Annotated in this window: 27 protein-coding genes, 1 tRNA gene and 1 pseudogene; 27 read left to right on the plus strand and 2 right to left on the minus strand. The window is 34.0% G+C overall.

The genetic code is table 11. The annotated features are described in order from the left end of the window. Positions 1-34 precede the first annotated feature (34 nt). The 21 genes from AFK25_RS03755 to AFK25_RS03850 all read left to right on the plus strand — a co-directional run bounded on the left by AFK25_RS03755 (position 35) and on the right by AFK25_RS03850 (position 16,390). Positions 35-667, plus strand: a complete 633-nt coding sequence (locus AFK25_RS03755; protein WP_035065078.1) for a hypothetical protein — start codon at positions 35-37, stop codon at positions 665-667. A gap of 102 nt (positions 668-769) precedes the next feature. Then, a tRNA-Val gene (locus tag AFK25_RS03760) sits at positions 770-842 on the plus strand. Positions 843-961: 119 nt separating this feature from the next. Beyond that, complete coding sequence (locus tag AFK25_RS03765) at positions 962-1,879, plus strand: tyrosine-type recombinase/integrase (protein WP_035065081.1); 918 nt, start codon at positions 962-964, stop codon at positions 1,877-1,879. 20 nt (positions 1,880-1,899) lie between these two features. After that, positions 1,900-2,082, plus strand: coding sequence for a hypothetical protein (locus tag AFK25_RS03770; RefSeq protein WP_240483385.1), 183 nt, complete (start codon positions 1,900-1,902; stop codon positions 2,080-2,082). 166 nt (positions 2,083-2,248) lie between these two features. Beyond that, entirely contained in the window at positions 2,249-3,055 is an 807-nt protein-coding gene (locus tag AFK25_RS03775; protein WP_035065085.1) for a hypothetical protein, read from the plus strand. 374 nt (positions 3,056-3,429) lie between these two features. Further along, a complete protein-coding gene (locus tag AFK25_RS03780; RefSeq protein ID WP_035065087.1) occupies positions 3,430-4,527 on the plus strand; it encodes a sigma-70 RNA polymerase sigma factor region 4 domain-containing protein in 1,098 nt (365 codons plus the stop codon). Between the two features lie 269 nt (positions 4,528-4,796). Then, on the plus strand, positions 4,797-5,018 hold the full coding sequence (locus tag AFK25_RS03785; protein ID WP_035065089.1) for a BhlA/UviB family holin-like peptide: 222 nt from the start codon (positions 4,797-4,799) through the stop codon (positions 5,016-5,018). Beyond that, positions 5,011-5,358: a hypothetical protein gene (locus AFK25_RS03790; RefSeq protein WP_035065091.1), complete on the plus strand. Its 348-nt coding sequence runs from the start codon at positions 5,011-5,013 to the stop codon at positions 5,356-5,358. The genes AFK25_RS03785 and AFK25_RS03790 overlap by 8 nt, the downstream gene beginning before the upstream one ends. A gap of 11 nt (positions 5,359-5,369) precedes the next feature. Then, positions 5,370-6,623: a GLUG motif-containing protein gene (locus AFK25_RS03795; protein ID WP_035065093.1), complete on the plus strand. Its 1,254-nt coding sequence runs from the start codon at positions 5,370-5,372 to the stop codon at positions 6,621-6,623. Continuing rightward, positions 6,620-6,904: a hypothetical protein gene (locus tag AFK25_RS03800; protein WP_240483386.1), complete on the plus strand. Its 285-nt coding sequence runs from the start codon at positions 6,620-6,622 to the stop codon at positions 6,902-6,904. Before AFK25_RS03795 ends, AFK25_RS03800 begins: the two co-directional genes overlap by 4 nt. A 23-nt stretch (positions 6,905-6,927) precedes the next feature. After that, positions 6,928-7,383 (plus strand): hypothetical protein, encoded by a 456-nt coding sequence (locus AFK25_RS03805; protein ID WP_081957688.1) that lies wholly within the window; start codon positions 6,928-6,930, stop codon positions 7,381-7,383. Between the two features lie 30 nt (positions 7,384-7,413). Beyond that, a complete protein-coding gene (locus AFK25_RS03810) occupies positions 7,414-8,283 on the plus strand; it encodes a DUF5309 domain-containing protein (RefSeq protein WP_035065098.1) in 870 nt (289 codons plus the stop codon). A gap of 94 nt (positions 8,284-8,377) precedes the next feature. Continuing rightward, positions 8,378-8,557 (plus strand): helix-turn-helix domain-containing protein, encoded by a 180-nt coding sequence (locus AFK25_RS03815; protein ID WP_035065101.1) that lies wholly within the window; start codon positions 8,378-8,380, stop codon positions 8,555-8,557. A gap of 198 nt (positions 8,558-8,755) precedes the next feature. Beyond that, positions 8,756-9,571 carry a hypothetical protein gene (locus AFK25_RS03820; protein WP_035065104.1) on the plus strand — a complete coding sequence of 272 codons (816 nt, stop codon included), beginning with the start codon at positions 8,756-8,758 and terminating at the stop codon, positions 9,569-9,571. 14 nt (positions 9,572-9,585) lie between these two features. Then, on the plus strand, positions 9,586-9,759 hold the full coding sequence (locus tag AFK25_RS15065) for a hypothetical protein (RefSeq protein WP_165569757.1): 174 nt from the start codon (positions 9,586-9,588) through the stop codon (positions 9,757-9,759). A gap of 24 nt (positions 9,760-9,783) precedes the next feature. Next, entirely contained in the window at positions 9,784-10,731 is a 948-nt protein-coding gene (locus AFK25_RS03825) for a hypothetical protein (protein ID WP_035065106.1), read from the plus strand. 386 nt (positions 10,732-11,117) lie between these two features. After that, positions 11,118-11,465 carry a hypothetical protein gene (locus AFK25_RS03830; protein WP_128713013.1) on the plus strand — a complete coding sequence of 116 codons (348 nt, stop codon included), beginning with the start codon at positions 11,118-11,120 and terminating at the stop codon, positions 11,463-11,465. Between the two features lie 204 nt (positions 11,466-11,669). Beyond that, the gene (locus AFK25_RS03835; RefSeq protein ID WP_035065110.1) at positions 11,670-13,271 is read left to right on the plus strand and encodes a terminase large subunit domain-containing protein; all 1,602 of its coding nucleotides are present in this window, start codon (positions 11,670-11,672) and stop codon (positions 13,269-13,271) included. 111 nt (positions 13,272-13,382) lie between these two features. After that, the gene (locus AFK25_RS03840; RefSeq protein WP_035065113.1) at positions 13,383-14,693 is read left to right on the plus strand and encodes a phage portal protein; all 1,311 of its coding nucleotides are present in this window, start codon (positions 13,383-13,385) and stop codon (positions 14,691-14,693) included. 620 nt (positions 14,694-15,313) lie between these two features. Beyond that, positions 15,314-15,655 carry a hypothetical protein gene (locus tag AFK25_RS03845; RefSeq protein WP_035065116.1) on the plus strand — a complete coding sequence of 114 codons (342 nt, stop codon included), beginning with the start codon at positions 15,314-15,316 and terminating at the stop codon, positions 15,653-15,655. A gap of 156 nt (positions 15,656-15,811) precedes the next feature. Next, positions 15,812-16,390 (plus strand): hypothetical protein, encoded by a 579-nt coding sequence (locus tag AFK25_RS03850; RefSeq protein ID WP_035065119.1) that lies wholly within the window; start codon positions 15,812-15,814, stop codon positions 16,388-16,390. Between the two features lie 308 nt (positions 16,391-16,698). Here the strand turns inward: AFK25_RS03850 and AFK25_RS03860 are convergent, their stop codons facing one another. Continuing rightward, the gene (locus AFK25_RS03860; protein WP_035065126.1) at positions 16,699-17,853 is read right to left on the minus strand and encodes a tyrosine-type recombinase/integrase; all 1,155 of its coding nucleotides are present in this window, start codon (positions 17,851-17,853) and stop codon (positions 16,699-16,701) included. A 1,068-nt stretch (positions 17,854-18,921) separates the two neighbouring features. On the opposite strand from AFK25_RS03860, the gene AFK25_RS03865 reads away from it, so the two are divergent. Both AFK25_RS03865 and AFK25_RS03870 read left to right on the plus strand, forming a co-directional pair. Further along, positions 18,922-19,782: a PD-(D/E)XK nuclease family protein gene (locus AFK25_RS03865; protein ID WP_035065195.1), complete on the plus strand. Its 861-nt coding sequence runs from the start codon at positions 18,922-18,924 to the stop codon at positions 19,780-19,782. Positions 19,783-19,892: 110 nt separating this feature from the next. After that, positions 19,893-20,954 carry a PQQ-dependent sugar dehydrogenase gene (locus AFK25_RS03870; protein WP_035065129.1) on the plus strand — a complete coding sequence of 354 codons (1,062 nt, stop codon included), beginning with the start codon at positions 19,893-19,895 and terminating at the stop codon, positions 20,952-20,954. Positions 20,955-21,205: 251 nt separating this feature from the next. On the opposite strand, the pseudogene AFK25_RS03875 reads toward AFK25_RS03870, so the two are convergent. Next, positions 21,206-21,460: pseudogene (locus tag AFK25_RS03875) on the minus strand (ISL3 family transposase); the annotation flags it as partial. 206 nt (positions 21,461-21,666) lie between these two features. On the opposite strand from AFK25_RS03875, the gene AFK25_RS03880 reads away from it, so the two are divergent. From AFK25_RS03880 to AFK25_RS03895, 4 genes are all read left to right on the plus strand, one after another. Next, positions 21,667-22,068, plus strand: a complete 402-nt coding sequence (locus AFK25_RS03880) for a cytidine deaminase (protein ID WP_035065133.1) — start codon at positions 21,667-21,669, stop codon at positions 22,066-22,068. Positions 22,069-22,630: 562 nt separating this feature from the next. Beyond that, complete coding sequence (locus AFK25_RS03885) at positions 22,631-23,659, plus strand: IS1595 family transposase (protein ID WP_035065197.1); 1,029 nt, start codon at positions 22,631-22,633, stop codon at positions 23,657-23,659. A gap of 53 nt (positions 23,660-23,712) precedes the next feature. Then, positions 23,713-24,075, plus strand: a complete 363-nt coding sequence (locus AFK25_RS03890; protein ID WP_035065135.1) for a hypothetical protein — start codon at positions 23,713-23,715, stop codon at positions 24,073-24,075. 152 nt (positions 24,076-24,227) lie between these two features. Further along, positions 24,228-24,923 carry a hypothetical protein gene (locus tag AFK25_RS03895; protein ID WP_049720862.1) on the plus strand — a complete coding sequence of 232 codons (696 nt, stop codon included), beginning with the start codon at positions 24,228-24,230 and terminating at the stop codon, positions 24,921-24,923. Positions 24,924-25,128: the final 205 nt, after the last annotated feature.

The following is a 25,128-nucleotide window of genomic DNA, read 5'->3' on the forward strand; positions in this document are numbered from 1 at the left end:
CTTCATACTAAATGAAAAAGTATGGAGGACACATATGTTTTTATCATTATTATTATCGGTTATGACAGCGCTTTCGTTCAATGGGGATACTTGCACAAAAAAATTAGAGGAAGCAAACGTACAACTATGTGGCAAAGAAGATGGAGATTGGGTGCGTCATTTTACGCTTCACGTCGGTCAACAGACGTATGCGTTTCCGGAATGGGAACATGTCAACGATCCGAAGGTGATCCCGCAATTGCATTCGGTAGATGTCACAAAAGATGGAAAAGAAAATATTGTCGTTTTTCTCGTGAAAGCGCGCGGCAACGGCACGTATAAAAACGAAGTGCACGTATTTGCCCATCACGAAAACGGCATAGAAGAAATGATCGTCGAAGATCCGCGCGCCGTTGTTTTGAAGAGCGTGAAGATGAGGGAAACAGACGAAGGAACAGAGCTGATTATCGATCATGTGCACGCGCTCATTCCGTATAACCGCCAAGGCGAGAAAGGCGTCAAAGTGACGTTCGATCGCTTTTTAAAATACGCGCTCGATAAACAAAAACTGAAGGCCGTTTTACTTCTCGAACGAAAAAAAGGCGAATACATCGGCAGTTTAATCGTCACGTATGAATATAAAGACGGTCTTTTCCAAGGCACGCATATCGACTTTATCCGCCATTAGCCATTGCATACGCGATGGCTAAAAATTTTTTAAAAAAAATATTTGACAATGTGGGGGGACGTCAGTATAATAAAAAATGTGTTCGATAGGACAACAACATACGATTCCGTAGCTCAGCTGGGAGAGCGCCACCTTGACAGGGTGGAGGTCGCTGGTTCGAGCCCAGTCGGAATCATCGCAAATAGTTGTATCAAGGGTTCGCTCAACATTCACAACATTAAAAAATGTTGTGGTCGTAGCGAAACTTGCTACAATACGGTAAAACCACTTCACAGAGAATGTGAGGTGGTTTTTTTGTTGCTTAAATTTGCAATTCAAGATTTTTTAGATGATAGGAAATTTAAAAATGTTACTCCTAAAACTATCGAAAGTTACAAAAACATTTTAAAACATTTCCTAGATTTTTGTAATGAAAATGAAATATTAAATGTTCAAGATGTCACTCCGAACACGATCAAGAAATATTTACTTCATTGTCAAAACAAAGGAAACAACTCCACCACTACAAATACGAAACTTCAACGAATTAGAGCATTTTTCAATTACATGATTGAAATTGAAGTAATTAATAAAAATCCAGCCGAAAAAATTCAACGAGCAAAAGAAGATATTAAAATTGACGTTTTTTCTGATTATCACATTAAGCAAATGCTGAACTATTATAGACGAATTAAACAAAGAGAAAAAGCGTTCTATGCTTATCGTGATTATTCGATCATCGTTACTTTACTTGGCACAGGTTTAAGATTAAGTGAATTATGCTCTTTAAAATGGGTAGATGTTGATTTTGTCAATCAAACTATCACGGTTTTCGGCAAAAGTCGTAAACGTGAAACGATTCCAATAACTGAAAAATTGGTTAAAGAATTATCATCTTACAAATTGTATTGTGAGCAATATTTCGGTGCTGAAAATTTAAGTGAATATGTTTTTACAAATAGATACAATAAACAACTCACACCGAACGCAGTACAGAATGTTTTTAAGCGTCTAGCAAAGATCATGAATTTCAAAGATGTACGTCTATCGTCTCATACGTTTCGGCACACATTTTGTCACAGATTAGCCATGTCGGGCATGTCGGCATTTGCTATTCAGAAACTCATGCGCCACCAGAATATCAACGTCACAATGCGCTATGTCGCAATGTGGGGTAATGATTTAAGAGAACAAAATGATAAATATAATCCACTCAACAATTTAGATATTTAAAAAGGAGGTAATCAAACATAATGAAAACACTAAAATTAACTGAAAATGAATTAGTCGCTATAAAAGTTGCTCTATTTTCTCATATGCAACAGATGCGAAAAGACATTGAACAAGCAAAGCGTGAAGGGAAAGATACGTCATTTCAAGAGCAAGCACTTCAAGATGCACAAAACGCATTTGAAGCACTATCATTCGCACGATAACAAAAAAGCGGGAGTGATGCGCCAAACATCACTCCCAATAGGGTAAACATATTGAAAAACAATTCGACTACTTAAAGCATACACGATTTTTTGAAAAAATACAAGTCCGTATGCTTATTTCAATATGTTTATCCTATCGAACATATGTTTGATAGGAGGGCAAACAATGAAAGCAGGTAACATTGAGCAGTTCCAACATTTGTCAAACTTCCGTGATCTAAAGGATTTTAACAACCATATTGAGCAATGGATGATTGATTTAAAACAAAAATTCACAAAAAGCGAACTTATTGCACTCAAGCGTCTTATTCGCTTTTCAGCAAAAGTCGCTGGCATTTCTAACGCTAAAATTCAAACGCTTGTTTCAGCATGTCATGAAGCAGGTCAAGAAATTTCACGTTCTACATATGAGCGCATGCTGCGAAAAGCGAAGAAATTCGGTCTTTTGATTGTCTACAATACTACAAAAGAAAATGGCAAACAATCACATAATGTTTATGTATTTCAACGTTACCAGTCACAAATTGTTTCTGATTCGTCTACAATTGACGTAGCAGAAAGTGCGAAAATTGACGGAGCATATAAAACTAATAATCTTTTAGAAACTAACAATCAAAATAATATAAATAAACGTAATGAAAACGTGCAAAAAGATGATAAACTTGACGCTTCATTCACAAGCAATAGAGTACCTACCGAGTTTCGTGATCTTGTGAAGTGTTTCTTTGACGACTATAAGACGATTGAAGAATTTTGGAAGGTAATCACTATTCAAACGTATTACTATACTTACATGAGCATAGATGACAAAGTTTCGCTTGCTATTGACGCAATGAAGCAACTCATTCGCAATATTAAATTCGGGCGCAAAGTGCGAAATATTTTTGGATTATATTATGCGATTGTAGGGGCTCTTCTTGATCGTGAATATGAAAGTACATTGATAGAAATGTATGAAGAATATGCAAGTTAGCACAGGAAAAACTGAAAAAATGGAAGTTTATTATTGAGGGGATGTGTGTGGATTATTATTAAAGAAGTAGTTTGATAATTTGATAAAATGTCAATTTTATTAAAAGTTATTTCTTGATTTGTAATATTTTTGTAACATAAATTTAACAATAAATTTACGAAAAGTATGAAAATTACTCTTGCACTTACCCATAGAATTTGTTACGATAAGGGGTGGTGTATAAAAATATAATAAGACCATTATATCATAATCTACTACCATGATACACATGAAATAAAGATATGTCAAGGGGGTGATTAAAAAAATAAAGCGGTGTGATCGGCTGTCGGTTTGTGTTTTAGGGAAAAAATAAAAAAAATGAATGGGGGAATAAGATGAAAAAGAAAACTTTACGTGATTGGATTGTTGAATATCGAAAAAATAAAGAGGTAATGAGTGATTTTATCGTTGAGTATGTAGAAAAAGAAAAAAATGAACTGGGGCAATGGGATGAAATAAGATATATTCGTACACAAGATAAAGCATTAAATCAGATTATGAAACGAATTGAAGCAAGATATTGCTATCGAAATGCGATTGACAAAAAGGATATGAATGAATATTTCTTGAACGCATTGTATGAAATATTTGAGAAAGTAGACATAAAAAGAAGCCCATCTGAAATCATCAGTTGGGCTGGAGAGAAAATGAATTTTGTTGTAATTGAACACATACGAACACAATACGATACAGAAATTCTATCAGAAAATGAAATTGTATACAATACTGAAAACGAAGATGAAGTGAATATTAGTGATGTACAGATATATCGTGATTGGCTAAAGGATGAAGATGCAAATACATACAAAAAATTTCTTAAGTTTGTAGGTGGGTTGGAAAATATTCTTTCTGACGCACAGTTTGAAATCTATACATATATAAAATCGGGGAAAACACAACAAGAAATTGCGGAAAAAGTGAATGTTTCACAACAATACATATCGAAAACTTTGAACGCAGCACTCAATCGGATTAAGGCAGAATATTTAGCATTTCGTACATATAAAATCATAGTTAAAACAAATACATATCAAACAATTAAAACGTTTGTGAAGTATACAGAAAATATTTTGGAACATGTGATTGATGATGAAGCAATGTTATTTACATATATAGTTAATTTCTTAAAAGAGAATGATGAAGATGATATTTCGATTGAATCGGCTCATGAGAATAAAAGGGATATAAATACTACTGTGATTGATGCGTTATTTGATTACATGAGTGAAAAGGATGCAAAATGGTTTATTGAAAGATGGAAAGGCGAGAAGGAAGTAAAAACGCAAAAAGATAAGCAACGATTCGTCCGTATTGTAAATAAATCGTTCATGCAGTATTTGATTAAATCAAAAGAAGCACTAAAAGAAATGAGTGAGCATATTGTTGAAAAAGGTAAAGAAAATTATAATGATATTATTGAATTGATAAGTTGAAATGTAATATAATAAAAATTTAGGTTGTATTTTTAATGATATTAATTATAGAGGATGATAAGCCATTACTTATCATCCTCTTTTTTGTTTAACTACTTCTTTAACAACAATACGAGAATCTTTTGTGATTTGCATATGTGTCAATTACCATTTTTACAAGTTCTTTCACTTTTTCGCCTCCATTTTCTTGAGAGTGGGCTAAATGCTCACTCTTTTTTTATTTCTTTTTTACTCATATTTTTTAATCTTTTTGGAAAGGAGGCGTTGACATGGATTTAACTTCTATTCCAATTGAACAATTTGTCTCAAACGGTGTATTTGCTACTCTTTTCGTTTGGTTGCTGATTGATACAAGAAAAGAATCAAAAGAACGTGAGCAGAAACTTCTTGAACAAATCGAAAAACAAAATGAAGCACAAGAGCGTATCGTGCAGGCGATCGAACGAATTGAGAAGAAAATTGAAAAAATGGAGGTGTCAATGAATGGCTGAAATTACTTCTAGTGCATATCAAGCAATTAGAGATTATATTCAAGCAAACTGGCAATACATTGAATTACGTGATGATTTAGGGAATCCAATTTTACGCCTTTCGCCTTCTGATTCAAGAGTGACTTCAACAATCGAAGGACAAACAGTTAAATTGCAAATCGTTGTAAAGGGTTCTGATGCAGATATTACGAAACCGCAAACATTTGCTTCAAGTGCAATATATGATGTTGCAACAGGCGGTCAACCTTATTCAATCGAATCATTTACATCTTTCACAATTGAAAGTGATATGGATGAACTTACGGTGATTCATGAAATCCAAGTGCCGCAAGTTGTATAGGCGGTGATTAAATGTTAGGTGTAGGAACACAATCGAATCCTTATATAATTCAAACACCGCAAGATTTACATAATGTAAGAAATAACCTAACTGCTTATTACGAACTAGGAAATGATATTGATATGTCGGGCTGGGGGAATTTTACTCCCATCGGCACATCTTCAGAAAAATTTATGGGAAATTTTAACGGTAAAGGATATAAAATTAAAAATCTCACAATAAATTCAACAACTGCATATGTCGGACTGTTTAGTTTTACTGAAAATGCAACTATTCAAAATTTAGCAATTGAAAATGCAAATGTTGTCGGTCAAAACGTGAATTACGTTGGTATTTTAGCAGGGAATATTACGAATAGCACAATAAAAAACTGCTATACAACAGGAAATGTATCGGGGCAATATGGAATAGGCGGATTAGTTGGATGGCATTACAGCGGATTAATTGAAAACTGCTTTTCTCATGCTAACACAACAGGAAGAGGGCGTGTTGGTGGTTTAGTTGGAAATGGTGCTACATCTAATTCACTTGTAAATAAATGTTACTCGACAGGTTTAGTAACAGTAACACCAGATCCTAATTTATACAATGGCGGTTTAGTTGGTTCTCATGTAGATTCAACAAAAGTTACAAATTCATATTTTGATATTAATACAAGTGGTCAAACAATTTCCGCAGGTGGCACAGGAAAAACAACTGCTGAAATGAAACAACAAACAACATATGTCGGATGGGATTTTACTAATACATGGGGAATAAATAATGATTATCCTTACTTGCAAATATTTGGAGTACCAACAGCACCACCGAAAAAAGAAACGATTACAATTCAATCATATGTGAATCATATTCATTCTAAAACATCTAAAATCAATAAATCAACGAAACAAACACAATCCTTTTTAAATACCATTCAGACGCTTTCAGAACGCCATACAAGCACGAAACGGACAATATCGAGTTATACACTACCAAATGCGACAAGCGTTCAGAAGCAAAATAGAACGGTTAGAAGTGTGACACAACATGTTACAAGTTATATGAATCCTATTGATTCAATCGTTGAACGCAAGACAAAGACAATACAACAATTACTTTCTTACATAAATCATATTAAATCTAATGTAATTGCAGTTGCACCAATACAAAACAAAATTGTAAATGCTTCTGTATATGTAATTGAAAATACTTCAACTGTACAGTTTGAAGATAATCTTTCTAATACATACGCAATCGAGAATCCTTCCGTTGTGGAGGTGATATGATGGCACTTGCAGGGGATACAGTTAGATTGAAATGTCATTTTCGCACGTTTGATGGGCAGTTAATTGATCCTGCTGACGTGAAGTTGACGATTTATGATTCGCAAAAACAACAAATTGAACAGATAACATTAGATGACACTAATAAAGAAGATAATGGTGTCTATTTTTATGATTATGTTTTGCCGATTAATCAAAGTGAGATTATCTTTGAGTTTTCGGGAGTTTACAATAATAAACCGATTCTCGTTAGGGATTCGGTAAAAATTCAATTTTCAAAATGAAAATGAAAATGGAGGTAGATATTATGTCTGATGAAAAAGTTACTCAAACTGAAACAACTCAAGAGCAACAACAAGATCAACAGCAACAAGAGCAAACTCAACAACAAGAGCAACAAACGGTGGATATGAAAACATATCTTGAACTTGTCGCAAAGATGGAAAAAATGGAGCAAACACTTGCGAATGAAGCAGAAAAAGCGCAAAAGATGGCTGAAAAGGAACAAGAACTATTTCAGAAACAAGTGCAATTAACACTTAAAGAAAATGGTTTGGAAAAGTTTGCTGATGTTGTAAAAGTATCTAATGAAGATGAATTAAAAGATGTTGTGAAGAAACTTGCTACTATCGTAAATGAAATAAAAATCGAAACAGGTTATATTCCTGCCGATCATGTCAAAACAGATGAATATTCAAAATATGAAAAAGAAAAAAATGTGGCTGGCATGATCGCAGTTAAATTATCTAAATTATTTCAATAATAAAAATTAAAATTAATGGGGGATGATATTATGTTTAAATCTACTAACTTTACACAATCAGAATTAGTAAATCTTTCTAAAGAAATCGCTGTTGTGGGTGTAGATTATACACCTTTTACTTCTTTGCTTCTCGCAAAAGGAAATACTGAAAAAGCAACATCTACTATTTATACATGGCGTGAACGTTCTCTTGTTCATGACGAAGATATTTCAGCAGTTGAGGGCGAAGATACAACTGTATTTACCGAAAGCGGACGCAGAGAATTAAACAATGTTCTCGAAATCTTCAAAAAAGGCGTGAGTGTTTCTGGTACTGCTATCGCTATGCAATCTAATCAATTAAATAGCGAAGTAAGTGACCGTCTACTTGAATTAAAAATTAATTTAGAGAAAAAACTAATCAACGGAATTAAAAATGATGGTTCTACTACACCTTTCAAACGTCAAATGGCAGGATTAATTGCATTTGCAGATCCGACAAATGCAGTCAATGTGACTGGCACAGTAACAGAAGATCACGTAAAACAAGTAATGCGCAATCTTTGGAATCAAGACCTTGCCGAAGGTCAATATTTTGCATTAGTAAATGCTGATATCAAAGAACAAATTGATAACATCTATAAAGATCGTTATTCTTACCAGCATAAAACAACTAATTTCGGTCTTGTTGTTGATAGCATTGAAACAAATTATGGCACTGTAAACATTGTACTCTCTAAACATGTACCAGCCGACAAAATGGTTGTATTTAACGATGCGTATATCGATCTTGTATATCTCCGTGAACCTGCATTTGAACCACTTGCTAAAACAGGCGACAGCGTTAAAGGTCAAGTAATTGCAGAAGCCACTTTAAAAGTCGGCTCTCCGAAAGCAGTTGCGGTTGTTACAGTTGCTTAATTAAATACAGTTTCAAAAAGGGGACACTTGCTTATACTTGTGTCCTCTTTTTTTATAAAAAATTTACTCATATTTTTGACAGGAGGTGAAAACGATGAACATCAAATTGCGTGATGAGTATTTGCTCAAACGCAGAAAAAAAGGAATTTCGCAAAAGGAATTATCACAAGTACTACAATGCTCGCAATCTCTCCTTTCGAGATACGAGAGGGGCGAATGTGGAATGAAGAAAGAGAAAGTAGAACTATATAGACGCTATATAGACCAAAAATAAAACACATATTTTAATCAAAGAAAAAGGAGGCGAAGAATGTGAAAGAGATTAACAAGAACACGTCATGACCGCACTCCTTTTGCTCGTTTGTTTTTATGAGTAAAAGGAGTGCTTTTTATATTCGTCATGACGTTGACGAAAATTTTGTTTTAAATATATAGGAGTTGCGGGAGTGTTCTCTTCTCTTCACTGTACTATATGAAAAAAGAATTGAGAGAGAAATTCCCGAATTGGTGTTCAGATTATACACAAAAACAAAATACACTTATTTTAACTGATGATTTAGATTCACTTGTAGGTTGTGCTATTGAGAAGTATGTAAAAGGAAATGAAATTAATTACTTTTATGATTTTAAAAACATATTCGTTGCAGATAAAGAAGATAAACGGAAGGCAATCGGAATTGACCTTGCTTTACATAAGGGTAAATCATGGTGCAATCATGTAGTAAGAATTAATGAAAATGACTATGTGAATCCTCTTACTGCAAATATCAATGCTTTATTGAAAGTACATGCAGGTAACTACACAAAGAAATATGCCATGTCCACAACATTAACCATGTTGAGTTTTTATAATTTACCTTTACCAGCGACAAAAGAAGGAAAAATGATTCTTTTAGCAATTGATTCATCATTTTTAGGTCATTATTCTGATGCGTTTAGAAAAGTACATAATACATATTTACATTTGCTTGGCTTTGATGAATTGATTGATTTACTTAATGAAACAACAAAAGCCGATTATTTACATCTTCAACAAAAGTACAATCTTAAATCAAAAATTAAATTGAATAATGAAGGATATTTAGAAACTGATATTGCCCTTGCAGAATTGCAAGGGTTTTTTGATTTTCCGATAGAGTTACCATCTAATAAGCAATTTAGTTTACTGGCACAATTTAAAACACAAGATGACTATACATATCGTATCCAATCAAAAGATCAGATACCGAATTTAATTTCTTTTGCTCTTACTGGAACAAGAAAGATGAAATATACAACACTTTGCTAGGAGGTATTCAAAAAATGGCTAAAAATTATTTCTTTTGCTATGACAAACGATTAAGAGATTTTTTGCGTTATGAAAAAAATATCGACTATATATGTGAAGGCAGGCATTTGAAAACAGGCATGATTTTTACGCTTTTTGAGCGTACAGAGTTTCTCAATCAAGCACTTCAAGAATATAAAAATCGTTAATTAATTTATAGGAGGTATGCAAATATGATGACTTATACAGAGATGGAACAAATATTACAATTTAATGATTATGAATCTAAAATCTTTATGCCTAATGAAATCTTTTCTGATTTACAAAACAATATCGACAATCCTTCACATATTGCATTTGCTTATTCCTATATTTATTTTGTTACGTGGGCTTATAGATATGCCAAATATGGAATAGTTAATGAACTGATTGACCAGAAATTCATTAAGCGAATTTTAGGTTACAATGAGAATTACAAGAAATTAGATTATTTAATTAAGCAAAATGGAATCCTTGAGCAAATGGACTATATTAGAACAACAAAAGATTTTCCTATTTCTTATTCATACGATGAAATTGATGGGCTACAATTTCAATATGTTGATGACTTTCAAGAATACACAGAATACATAAAAGCATTAAACGTACCGAAAAACTTTAAAATCAAATTCCCAATCAAGGCATTTTACAGAGATAAGGAATCGGAAGAAGATAATTATGAAAATGGAACATTTTTCGATGTTGAGCGTACTCATTTAGTACCGTTTGAAGCATTTCTTTTCTGTATGACGAATGATGATTTAGGGTGTACAGGTTTTTATCTGTACGCCTTTTTGCGTTCTAAAGCACAAATTTTTGATGGATATGACGCTTCAATTGAAAAACTTATTGAGCATACAGGTATTCCTGAAAGAACACTATACAGATATTTAGATGCACTCAAGAAACATAATATGATTCAATGTTACTTTGATAAAGAATTTATTGCAGGGCTACCAAAAGAAGAACGCAGAGCAAATACATATTATGTTAATGAGGATCATTTGTTTTCTGATACAGTAAGACCGTATAAAAAACGTGGATTTAAAACACTAAAACAATATGAATGGGATAAGTTATTAGAGGAAGAAATGCAAGTACAGCAACAGATGGAATTTTTACCGCAGAAAAATGAAAATTAAAAAGGTTACAAAATGGCAGTATATATAATATATAACATTTAATTATACATATAGAAAATTAAAAAGGTGACATTTTGGCAGTACATATAATAATACATATATTTAATTATTATAATTATTATTTAATATTTATTATAATAATTTACTATTATATTATATATACTGCCAATATATAACCTTTTAGAATTATAAATAAATAATACAGTTAAAATATACTATATTATATATACTGCCAAAAGATAACCTTTTAGAATTTCAATCATGGGCTAGCAAAACGCTAGTCCATTTTTATTGTTTCAAAAAAATAAGGGAGATGATGTGAAATGAAAAATCAAGGCATACACAAAGCACTTGAAAAAGTGGATTGGCGGAAAAGAGCGTATTTCATGCGGAAATTTCAAATACGGACAGCCAAAAATGCACATATTCTTTCTATGTCTGATGAAGAATTTTTACAGTGGGCAGATAGAAAGTCGATGATCGTCTTTCAAAATTGGGAACAAACAGACGAATATTTTGAATTGTATATGTTGTATATGAAACGTAAAATGCAGCGAGATTTAGAAACTGTTTATGATGTTGTATCAGAAAAAGCAAAACAAGGTGATGAAAAGGCAGTGAAATTATTTTTACAATTACATAAAGATATGGCACAACTTCAAAAGTCGATGAATCGGACACAGACAAAACAAGAAGAAGTGCAAGAAGATGAGGATGATGATTTAGTATTATAATATATCTTTCTATCGTTACCCGATGATTACCCAACATCGTTACCCATAGTCGGGTAATTACCCATGTATCGGGTAACGTGATTTTAGAGTGTGTAAAAAAGGAGAAATTCACTTTGAAAATTTCTATACAAATAAAATTTCTATTTTAAGGAGTGTCGTAAATGGCACTCTTTTTTCTTTTTGTGTCACAGGAGGTGAGATTGATTGACTAAAAGATTGAGTAAAGAAGAAAAAATAAAAATCATCATGAGTGATTTTAAACTCTTTGCAAAAAACTTCATTAAAATCATCGACAATAACGGTGATACTGTACCGTTTGTGTTGAATCCAGAGCAGGAAGAATTTATAAAGAATATGGAAAAATATAACATCATTTTAAAAGGACGACAGATCGGATTCACAACACTCTCTCTTGCATACATGTTATATAGTGCATGTACAAAGCCCGATACAAACTATATTATTATGACTCATCATGCTTCTGTTTCAAAGAGTTTATTTGTCAAATTGAAAAAGATGTATAAAAATCTTCCTCATGATAAGTATCCGAATTTATTTCCTAAAACACTGCTAAACAACCGAGAAGAATTGTATCTTGATAATGGATCACGAATCATCATCGCAACAGCGCAAGGAGAAGATGCAATTTCGGGAAACTCATTTCAAATGATACACCTTTCTGAAATGGCGAAGTATCCTGCTGATGTACAAGAAGAAATTATTGCGACATGTATTCCTGCGCTTGCAAAGAATGAATCTAGTGCAATCATTATTGAGTCAACTGCGTTCGGATATAACACATATCAAGAAATGTTCATGAAAGCATATCGTGATAAAGAAAGCGTTTGGAAGGCACATTTTTATTCGTGGCTTGCAAAAGCGTATCAATCACAATTTAAACATACATTTGATGAAGCAGAAGTGTGGTTTAAAACTAATAACAATGGGCGCAGAATGACGTATGATGACCTTGAACATGATGAGAAGGTTTTGCGTGACAAATACGGTGCTACATATCGACAATTAATGTTTCGTAGATATTATATAGCGACAAACAGTTTGGAAAAGTTTAGACGTGAATTCCCGACTACACCAGACGAGGCATTTGTGGAAAGCAATAAGTCAATCTTTGACACTAACAAAATTATCGAGCGTTTGCAATATGTTATTCCTGCACTTGAAACAAAAGAGGTTTATGATGTATTACCCGATGCTTTAAAGCCGTATTTAAACAAAAATCTTTTCATCTATCATTTACCTAAACAAAAAATTAGACACTATGCAGGCGTGGACGTGTCAAGTGGACAAGGTGGCGACTATTCAACGATGAGTATATTTGATGTAGACGGACAACAAGTCGCTTCATTCTTTGCAAATGACATTCCAGTTTATAAATTTGCAGAAATAGTAAATGAATTAGGGCGTTTTTATAATTACGCTTTTACAGCAGTTGAAAGAAACTCATATGGTTTACCTTTACTTGAACGCTTGCGTAAAGAATACGGTTATATGAATCTTCTTAAACAAAAAGTATTCGATCAAAAAGGAAAGCGTAAAATGCAATTAGGTTTCCAAACGACTAATGTTACGAAGCCGATAATTATAAACGATATGAAGGAAGCATTTGAATTAGGTATGATTAACATTGAATGTGTACGGACATTAGAGGAAATGAAGATATATCAAGAGCAAAAGAATGGAAAGATGGGTAACAAGAAAGGAAAATCAAATTTCGATGACCTTGTAATTAGTGTTGCTATGGCAGTACAAGCAATGAAACAGGCGAAATATTATGTTGATATTTGATGTTTCAAATTTGATTGTTTCGGTTTTGAAACGCCACAGAAATTTTTGTGGAGTTACAGGGGTAACGTTTCGTTACTCCATTTTTTATTTTCTTGAAAGGGGATGTATAGAATGAATCTTCAACAATATATTAAAGAATACCATGAAGGGCGTTCTGATTGGTTTATTGAAGAAGTGCAGAGTGTATCGAATCAGCAACGTGTAATGAATGTATTAAACTTAAAAGATTATCTTGACGGAAAACATAAGATTCTTCAAAAGCCCAACGAAAAATTTGCAGGTAAGGAATATGTACCAAGAAAAATTGTGCTTAATCATGCTTTAACATTACTTAATTTCCAAACATCATTCTTGTTGCAAAATCCAGTAACAATAACAGGAAAAGAGCGCATTGTAAAAGAATATCAGAAAGTGAATCGTCAAGGGAAATATGATCGGTTGAATTATCGGATTTTAGATAAGATGTTGAAATATGGACAAGTGTATGAGTATGTTTATTTAGATAAGAATACAATTAAAAGTAAACTGATTGATGCAAGTGAAGGTTATCCTATCTATAATCACGATAATGAAATGATCGCATTTGTACAGGCATACATGGTGGATGGGATTGATTATTATGTTGTTTATAGTGATGATGTTGTCGAAACATATAACAACAAAGGCGGTCAATTAAGAATGACAGGGCGTTATGCGAATTTAAGTGGATTGCCTATTGTGTATAAAACAACAAATGAAGTAAATGAGAATGAAGGTAAAAGTGAACTTGAAAATTGGATAAGTATTCTTGATTCGCTTGAGGATTTAATCAGTAAAGCAACTGATGCATATTATAAGTTTATTACAGGTATTCCAGTAGTTACAGGACAACAATTGAAAGGCGAAGGATTGCCAATTGATGTTATTGGGGTAGGGCTTAATCTTGATGATGGAGCAACATTTGAATTTGTAAGTAATAAGTTTGATTCAAATGCGTTTGATACATTGTATGAAACATTGTTAAATGCTTTATATACAGTAGCACATTTGCCTGCGATTGCCGTTGGAAGAACAGATATAAGTAATGTGAGTACGGAAGCAGTTAGAATTTTGTATCAATTGGCAATGATGAAAGCAGGACAAAATGAACAATTTATGCGTGAAGGTATTGAGCAACGTTTTGAGAAGATACGAAAGTTATTAGAATACAAAGGCGTAACGTTTAGTGATGATGAATTTGATTCACTTGGATTAGTGTTCCAGTATGCGTTGCCTTCAAACGATAGAGAAATTATTGAAAACATGAAAGCATTGCGTGAAATAGGTGGATTGAGTTTGCAAACAACGCTCGAACAGAATCCGTATGTGCATGATGTTCAGCAAGAACTTATAAGATTAAAGGAAGAAAATAACACTACATATAGTAGTAGATTTGATAATTAGACACAAGATGTTGTATTTAATGAAAATGTAAACGTGACAAGTAAAAATACTTGACAGTGATATATCCGCTTGCGCTCGCCTGTTATGAATGGGGCGCAAAAAGCCAATTTAAATAAAAAGAGTCGCAGAAAGCCAATTAAAATAAATAAAAAAGAGTAGCAGGGGCAGGGCAGGCGGTCAAGTCAAAAAATGGGCTTGTTAGACGTATAGATGGGCTTAAAAATGTAAAAAAATACATAAAATATGGTAAAAATTAGGGAAAAATATGCTCTAGTTAACATAATACATGTTATAGGAAGCAATAACCCATATAACGAACATTATATGGGCAACTCAAAAAGCATACAGAAGTACCCCCTAATTGCCAAAATTTGCCCGTAGCAAGTCATTTTACACACCCACAAAAAATTTTTCAATTTCGGACGACTTCTTTTAATTTCTCACCTTTCAAAAACGTTGATATTTCAATACTTTTCGCACATTCATTATACATTTAAAAAATGCCTATATATCAACGTTTTTTTAACATAGATGAAATATTGCTCGTTTCTATTGAATAGAAATACGCTTTGCCTATGATTACCTATCTAACGAAAATAAAATGAAAGGAAATGATGAATATGACGAATCTTCAGCGGTTGCTTTTAGAGGTACAAGGAATTAACCTCGATCAAAATGAATTAGCGGTTTACCTTCAAGAAAATGAATTACAACCGTTTGATGAATATAATCCTTCCAGCGCAACTGCAAAACGCAACATATACAAAACTGCTTTATCCATTCTTGAATCAATCGCAAATAATGTTCAACTCATGAAAAACTATAAACATGACGATATGACTGTTACTGATTTTCATGAAAATTTATTAAATCGTATTGACCAACTGGAGCGGAAAATTCGCAGCATGAAAACAGATGAAGAAAATCAACAAGGTAACGTATTTATGCTTTTCAATTCTTAATACTATGTCGTAAAATGCGTGATGTCACGCAGTAGGGGATGATTATCCATCCTCCTTTTTTAAGGTCTTTACTTTATGATGTTACTTCCGACTATACATGATGACATGATGTTACTATGAGTTCGCTTTTTTGGCGACATGATAGGAGGTTAAAAAATGAATCCTTTTACATTTGATACATCTGATTTTCAATTTCTTATTGACACAGTCGGGGAAACAGTAACAATTGACAATGTATCGAAAAAATGTATTGTACAGAATGTAAAAATTGGCGATTATGAGGATAAATATATTTATACTCTTGATTCAATACAACGTGGAAATTTAATTCTACACAATAGAAAAAACTATTTAATTATTTCTGATGTGACGGAAGGGAAACAATATAAGAAGGCACTCATGCGAAAATGTACTCATACAATAAGAGTTATGATTCAAGAGGGGCAACAAATTCTTACCGGTACAACGCCTTGGGGAGAAGAACAATATGAAACTACTGATCCGATATATGAAGATTTTCCTTGCATAGTTGAACAGCAGAAAGTTGTAATTGATGGCGGTGCAATTAGAACAGCAGATACGGAAATTTTGATTACGCTTCAAGATAATGAAAATACAAGAAAGGTAAAAGTAAATGATGAATATGATATTGCAGGTTATCGATATAAAGTTACTCATATTAACTATACGAAAACAGGATTGCTAATTTTAAAATGTGAAACGGCTGTTGCTTAAAATTTTTTTAAAAATTTACGATATTCAATATAACCACTTTACTTTTTTTGACGACCATTTTATAATTAAAGTTAATAAAATAAAATGTGAAGTGGTTTTATTTGAAACTTGTTGAGCCACTTGTTGATACATAAAATTTCGGCTGGATCTAACCTTGACAGGGTGGAGGTCGCTGGTTCGAGCCCAGTCGGAATCACTAAAGTGAGAGGCTTGAAATCCTTGTGTATCAAGGGTTTCAAGCTTTTTCGTTTTATTAGCAATTGTGTTACAATCTCCGGGATTTAAAAACTTGCACAAAACTTGCACCTTTAGTCAACTAAAGGGTTCTGACTTTGTTTTAAGAGGGCGTTTTCAAATTTCTCTGCCGCTTGCTCTTGTAAATCGTCACTGACATGTGAGTATAAATCTAAAGTTATACCGACGCGAGAATGTCCCAGCCGTTCGCTAACCACTTTTGGATTTTCGCCTTGCTGCATTAAGATGGTTGCATGTGTATGCCGCAAATCATGGAAGCTTATACGCGGTACGTTTGCTTCTTCGATCAAGCGATAAAATTGTCGTAACAAGTTTCGTGGATCGAGAGGTTTTCCGTCATCAGTGCAGACAATTAAATTGTTATCTTGGTATTGAACACCCAATTTCTCCTTTTGAAATTCTTGTTTTTGTTTATGTTTTTTTAATACATCTACAACATGTTGAGAAATCGAAATTTGTCTTTTCGATTTTTTTGTTTTAGGCTCTTTAAAAATTAGTCCTTTGCCTGAGACAAAGCATAAGCTGCGCTTGATGCGGATTTTCTTATTTTCAAAATCCACGTCATCCCATTTTAGTCCTAAAACTTCTCCACGTCGCATTCCTGTGAAAATCGCAAGAAGGTAAGGAATCTCCATAGAGCTATTTTTAATCAGATTCAGAAATCGATTTACCTCATCTACTGTCCATGTTATTTTTTCTTCACTTTTCACTTTGGGTGGTTTAGCATTCTTTACAGGATTCACTTTAACCAACGACCATCTTACAGCTTGATCAAATGCTTGATTGAGCAAATTATGCATTTGTCGGATATATGCACCTGAATACCCGTTGTCTAACTTGTCTACATAAAAACTGTCAATATCAAATGTTGTAATTTCATTAATTTTTTTATGTTGAAAATACTTCATAATATGATTTCTGATTACATATTCTCTGCTTTTGGCGGTAGTTATTTCTACTGTTCTTTTGTAAGAGGTGTTAAACCACCGCTCCATGAACATTGGAAAATCTTCTGTACTTTCTTTAAAATAACTTCCATCATCGACTTGGGCTTTAATTTTAAGAAGTTCTTTCTTCGCTTCAGTCTTTGTACGAAACGGTCCGAAACTTGCTTGCTTTCTCTTACCGGTAACTGGATCTTTTCCTACATCGATTCGAAAATAAAATCCTTTTTTCTTTTCCTTGATTAGCTTGTCAAAGTTCATCATTACACCCCATTCCTAGTTTGAAACTGGAATAGTGTGTAGTATGTGGCTAAGTAAATACTATCAAAATAATCTTTTTAGGGAATCGTTAAACTATAAAAGGTGGGCATCCACTAATATGAAAAAGCATACATTCCGGTCTTGTAACGGGATATATCTATACATCCGTATAACTAATATTACAAGTGTGGATTTAACTTATTAAAAAAGGGGTATTCGGATCATCTGGTGGAATACAATTTAGGTTTAGTATCTTCTAGTGTTTTGTTACACTATTTCTTCGAACTGTGCAACAAGTTATTCCAATATTATGGATAGTCCTATGATAAAATAAAGTTACATTCTTAGGACGGTGATATTTATGAAAGAATTTTTATCTAGTTTTTTACTTATTACCAGTTGGCTTATATTTGCAATTAGTGGATACCTATTTATTTGGACACCCTTCTTCGTTTATGCCATTGTACCAGCCTTTTTAAGTTTAGCTGTTGGCTTATTCTGCTTTTATTGCTCAAAGAAGCTGGACAGTAACATCAAAAAGAATTCTTAAAATCCCCCTAACTGACGAAACACGAAAAAAACGTGTGGGATTCGTTATGTCTTCTGTTGACAGGCGAAACGCTCGATCGTGCTCTTTCTACCACTTAGGGCATTTTCTATTACGGGGATGCCCTATTTGTGTTGCGCTTCTTTACATACTACTATCGGGATGAATAGTTACGTAATGAACAAGGACAAATCTTAGATTTACATTCTAAAATCCTATATCCTGCCATGAATATTCATTCCATTCTAAAGTTTGGATATTGGGAAGAATACACAGGTCATCATAATTTGGACGAATTATTAAAAAATGTACGATTAATAGAAACGGAATCCAAAAACTCCGAACTCAATCTAGATAACTGGAAAAATTCATTAGAAATCTAAAATAAAGAAGGTAGATTTTATAAAAAGCATATATTTGATTTTTGAACAGAAGTGTGCTAGAGGTTTTATTTACACTCTAGATGGTAATAAAATTTAGGGGAATTTTATTAAAAAATCAATGAAAGGGAGAAGGGATAAATAATGAATAGACCGAATTTATTTTCCTATGGAACAAGTGAACTATCACAAGATGCTTTTTTATGCTGGTTAATGGATTGGGCAAATCCTCAATTTTCCGCCTTAGATCCCAATCTGCATCACATTGGAAAAAAGTTTATTGAAGCTATATTTAAAAAGCATCAGCAACCGGTTCCGACAATTGAAAATGTTTCAATTATAAAACAACTGGATGGTTTAGATATATTAGCTGTAATAAATGATAAGTATGCTATTTTAATTGAAGATAAAACATATACCAACGATCACACCAATCAACTCATTCGATATTGTGAAGCCATGAAAAAACGCGGATATAACTATCAACTCCCTATTTATTATAAAATAGGAAATCAGAGTAGTTTTCATACGGTTGAAACAGCAGGGTATAAGCCGTTTCTAAGGCAAGATATGCTAGCTATTTTACACGAAGGATATAAATTAAATATTAAAGATACAATATTCAATGATTACTACCAACACCTGTTATCAATCGATAAAGCTTTCAACAAATATAAAACTCACCCTTTAAATAAATGGGAAGAACTTTCGTGGCAAGGATTTTATAGTGAACTTCAAAAGAAGGGAATTTTAGGTGATTGGGATTATGTTTCTAATCCAAGAGGTGGTTTTTATGGATTTTGGTGGAATTGGGGAGGAAATGATGAGTGTCGTCAATACTTACAGTTAGAACAGGAAAAATTATGCTTTAAGATTGAAGTATCTAACAAAGAAAAGCGTTCACAACTTCGATCGACTTGGTGTCAAAAAATACTCGAAAAATCTAGAGATTTTCAGCTTCCTGTTAAACGACCTAGCCGGTTCGGTAACGGTAAATTATTCTAATAATTGTCCAATATTTTAATAAGGATTTAAGGGGGAATGCGATCAATGTTTTCACTTTCGGATTAAAAGATTAAACCTTTGTTCAGGATTAAGAAGGGAGGGAAATTATTATGACGAAATATCCTCTCATCATGATCAGCATCATTTTTCTTCTAACCGGCTGTCTAAAACAAGAAGAAAACAGCCCTCAAAATGTACAACAAACAAATAACAACATCAACATGGAAATTATTGCCCAAGATTTAAGTGTGCCATGGGCGATCGACTGGGACGGGACATCTTTTTATATTTCAGAGCGGACTGGCTTCATTGTGAAAATTACAGGCGATGAAAAAATTAGACAGAATCTACATTTAGAAAAGAAACTTTCAACAGCAGCTGAAGCTGGTGTATTAGGGTTTGCGCTTCATCCCGAGAAAAAGAATTACGCCTTTCTTTACTATACATATGAGGATGAAAACGGGCAATTCAATCGTGTTGTAGAAATACGGGAAGAAAATAATGAATGGTTTGAGCAAAAAGTTTTACTTGATCGAATTCCAAGCGGAAACTTTCATCATGGTGGAAGAATCAAAATCGGACCGGACAAAAAACTGTACATCACAACTGGGGATGCTACAGATTCGATGATTGCCCAAGACAAGACATCTCTTGGCGGAAAAATTTTACGAATGAATCTCGACGGCACCATACCGGACGATAATCCTTATTCCAGCTCCCTTGTCTATAGCTATGGACACCGCAACCCACAAGGCTTGGCATGGGATGAAACAGGCCAGCTTTATAGCTCTGAGCATGGCTCAAGTGCGCATGATGAAATTAATCTGATTAAACCGAAAGGAAACTATGGCTGGCCGCTTATTCAAGGAGATGAAATGAAAGACGGGATGATCGCACCATTGTTCCATTCTGGAATTCTTACTTGGGCGCCATCCGGAATTGCCTATCATAATGGGATTTTGTATGTTGCACAGTTGCGGGGAGAAGGTGTTTTAGCATTCGATTTAAAAAATAAAACATATAAACAAATCGTTTCCAACGTAGGCCGCGTGCGGGATGTATTCATATTGGGAGATCATTTATTTTTTGTCACAAACAACACGGATGGAAGAGGGATTCCAGCTAATCATGATGACAAATTAATCAAAATTCCAATTCCGAAAGCTTTTTGATGCAATTTCAATACTCCCTTAAAATTTAGGCTATGTTAAATAAATAATTCTGTTGTTAGAATAAATTTATTTTGGGTCTTCACCATTTTCTATGATTTCTACTCAATCCTAGAGACATGTTAGAGGTTCATTAGTCAGGATCCTTCTTCCGCATACAGACCACGAAGTTGGTAGAATGGAAACAGTCAAGTGCTTTCCTTGACGGGTTCCATTCTACCAACTATCATACCGATAGCGGAAGAAGGGAGTGCTTAGGCAGCCTGACTACCTGTAGTGTTCCCTGTACACTCCAGAAATACACGTAAACGAAACCGTTCTAGATTTCGATAGCCATATGCCCGGCGTTTGATGTTTTTGATCTTGTGATTCGTCCCCTCGATTCGGGCATTCGTATATGGGTACAAAAAGTAGGAAAGAATAGGCTCCTTCCACCTTTCAAGCGTGTTGGCTGCTTCCTGAAAAGAAGCAAAAGGGCTCTGTTTGGCTAACTTAATCCATTCTTCCAAGCAATCCTAGTGGTATAGAAAGCACTTACGAGACCCCCTTAATGTTTATTTCACCGCTAACATTATTGCCAGGATCTCGTCAGTGCTTTCTCTTTTTTGTCACTAAATCACAAAATTTGGTGATGAACCCAAATTTTAATTGCGAAATACACTATTTATTGTTACTATGATAAAGTATCAGTTATAGAGGTAGTTAGGGGGAAAAAATGAACATTGAACAAAAACTTTATCAAGCAGCAATAGATTTGATTGAAAAAAGATATCCTTCTGGTTGGGGCGGTGCCGCAGCGATGTATACAGAAGATGGTCAAATCTTAACGAGTGTATCGCCAGACGTTATCAACGCTTCAACTGAATTATGCATTGAAACAGGTGCAATTCTTGAAGCACATAAACTTAACACTAAGGTCACACATACTATTTGTGTTGTAAGAGAAGACGAAAATGCTGAATTTAAAGTTTTAACCCCTTGTGGTGTATGTCAGGAAAGACTTTTTTACTGGGGGGAAAATGTAAAAGCGGCTGTAACTAATCCAAATGATAAACTCGATTATAAAACATTAAAGGAAATACAACCACATCATTGGTATAAAGCCTATGACAAGTAATCGTTAAACGGTGCCAGGCACTGTTCGTAATTTCGTCATTCAAAATAAACGCTCATGATGTAAAAAATGCTCTATAATTAATGCATATAATACATTGGTGGCTATATTTTTGCTTATTTTGTTAAATGTACAAATTATAGCGGAGATCCCTGTTTTTGATATCAGTTACATTTGGATTTCATTGTTCGGAATGCTCATATGCTTGCTTGGTCTCATAAAACAAGATCGATTCTACTCCTATTTAGGCGGCATCCTTCACTTCATCCTAATCGTATCTTGTATGGGAATGATTTTGTTTGGAATAGGCATTAACTACAAGCCGTAACTTTACTGCAGCAAAAGCGAAAAGGACAGTCCAAATTAAGGCTGTCCTTTTTCAATATAGGAACGTGTTGCCTCTTCACTCTTCTTTCTGACCAAGCCTCAGAAGTTTAAAATGTGCAGAAATAACCAATTCACCAATTTTTTTGGTTGGCTCTGTTAAAGAACATTGTTGATATTTGAAACCCAACCAAGTTCTTGCGATAATTACAATTAGAACAAAGGTTCGGTAGTGTTAATGATGTACAAAGCGTTCAGTAACCTATTAAAATACATCGACAAGTTACCCCATACTAAAAAGGAACAAGTATATCAATGGGGAAAACGTTATGTTGACCCGACCTCTTCCGTTGGTGGTAGATTGATTAACGAAATGAGGGAAACTCGTTTTAAAGATGGTTTCGAGTGTCCCCATTGTACATCTGAACACATTGTTCGCTTCGGTAAATACAAAGGTCGCCAACGTTATAAATGTAAGGCTTGTTGCAAAACATTCTCTGATATGACGAATACCGTTCTCTATCGTACACGAAAAGGCAACGAGTGGATTGCTTTTGTTGAGTGTATGCTTAAAGGATATTCCCTGCGAAAATCTGCTGAAATCGTAGGGGTTACTTGGGTTACGCTTTTTTACTGGCGACACAAGTTGCTTAATGCTCTAAAGAAAATGGATTTTGACCAATTTGAAGGTATCGTCGAGGCTGACGAGACCTATTTCTTATACTCTGAAAAAGGTAAACGTGGGATTACAGGTCGTAAACCTCGAAAACGTGGAGGTAAATCAAAATATCGTGGAATTAGCAAAGAACAGGTCTGTGTTCTTGTGGCTCGTGATAGAATGAAATCAACGGTAGCAAAAGTTACTTGTATAGGGCGTGTCGTAAAATCCAAAGTAGATAAAGTTATCGTCTCAAAACTTCATAGTAATAATATATTGGTTACAGATGCTTGGAGAGCCTACAAGACATATGCTAAAGAAAAAGGCTTGGAACATTATCGAATCAAATCGGATAATGGTACACACATCATTAAAGGTATCTATCATATTCAAAACGTCAATGGCTTCCACAGCCGTATGAAGAAATGGATAGACCGCTTTAAAGGTGTGGCAAGTAAGTACCTTGACAACTATTTGGCTTGGTTCTTATTCGTGGATAAACGAGGACACGAAACGACTATGCAGAATATTAAAGATATGCTCGTATCTTCTTTCTCCTTCGAGATGTATGATACCTATAAAAGCATTCGTCTTTCTAAATTTTCAATCTGATTATCAGTGTTTCACTTTAACAATCGTAATTTTTCATTAAGGGGGGGTAAAGTATGGCAAGGGAAGTACAATTTGATGATGAAGGTGTAATTCTAAAATTGAATGGAGTAACAGGACTATTCGCATTCAAATTCAACTTGAAAATGCCTTACAGCACTATCAAGAGTGTATATGTTGATTATTTTGATGCTCCGCAGTGGATGCTTCGGATGCCTGGAACTTCTATTTCAGCGTTAAATATTTTTGAGGGAAGTTTTAAATACGCTAATGAGTGGTACTTTCTTTCTTACGAGAACAGAGTTCCTCTGTTAATTATTGAGTTGGAAGGACACGAAAAGTATAATTATGTGATTTTCGAGATAGATGACCCTACCAGTGTTGCATCAGAAATCCGCAAACGTATAAGAGAGCTGTAATGGTAATCTTATTGTGCTAACGAGAGAGTTCTTGAAACAAGACATACAAAAAGACCGAAAAATCGGTCCTTTTTCTTTAGTCAAAAATCAACAATAAAATTTAACAGAGATAAGATTAGTAATTATTTGTTTAGATAAGGAGATGTTTAAAAATGTCTAACGTAAAGTTGTTTACAGCTATCTATATTCCAGAGACACCGTTTGTAAATGGAGTATTAAAGCCGAGTAAGGCAAAGAAATATAACTTTGAACTGTTGGAAAGCAATAAAATAGCGGATACTCTTTATCATTTTATCTATAAAAAGAATGATAAACAAATTCACAGCTTTTATTTTATCGGAGATTTGGAGGATGAGTTAGAAAGATATTTGTTTGTGGAAAATAATGATTTGTATGATGAGTTTGTATCCCAGTTTTGGGGCGGTGGGGAAAGGTATTGGGAAAGTGGCATGGACACCTATTTAGATGTTGACAACCCCAAAGATGTTCTCGGAGAGTTAAATAAAGTTTATAACGATAGGTTTTATGAAGAAGATGAACCATCGCCTACGTGCCACATTTTTGGACAACAGATGTGGCATAGTAACGCCTATATCATAGCCAATCGCACAGCTTTAATCGAACTAAGAGAAGCTATTGACGTTGCCTTGATTCATGGTGAAAAAAGAATAACGTTATTTCCTTCTGATGATGAAGGATACCATTTATTTGTGAAATGTGTAGAAGATGACTTTGAATGGAAAGCGTTAGAAATGCCATATCATGATAGAGAATGTTATGTACCTGATGAAACGGTTAATCTTCCTCCATATAAAGTTTTTAAAAAATATAAACGGTTTTTTAGTTGAAGACAGATTATCTGCTTTTTTGTAGGCTCTACCCTAAAATAATTGTCGATAACTTCGGTACCGTCAAGAATTTTGTGTAATGTAAGATAGATAGGGCATCTCTGAAATGGATTTAGAATAGAGAGGGGGCTGTTTCTTTCACGCAAGAGACTGAATATTCAGTCTCCTGTGTGGAAAGGGAGAATCCCCTTATCTCATTCATTTA

The organism is Anoxybacillus gonensis (assembly GCF_001187595.1).
Classification (GTDB): domain Bacteria; phylum Bacillota; class Bacilli; order Bacillales; family Anoxybacillaceae; genus Anoxybacillus; species Anoxybacillus gonensis.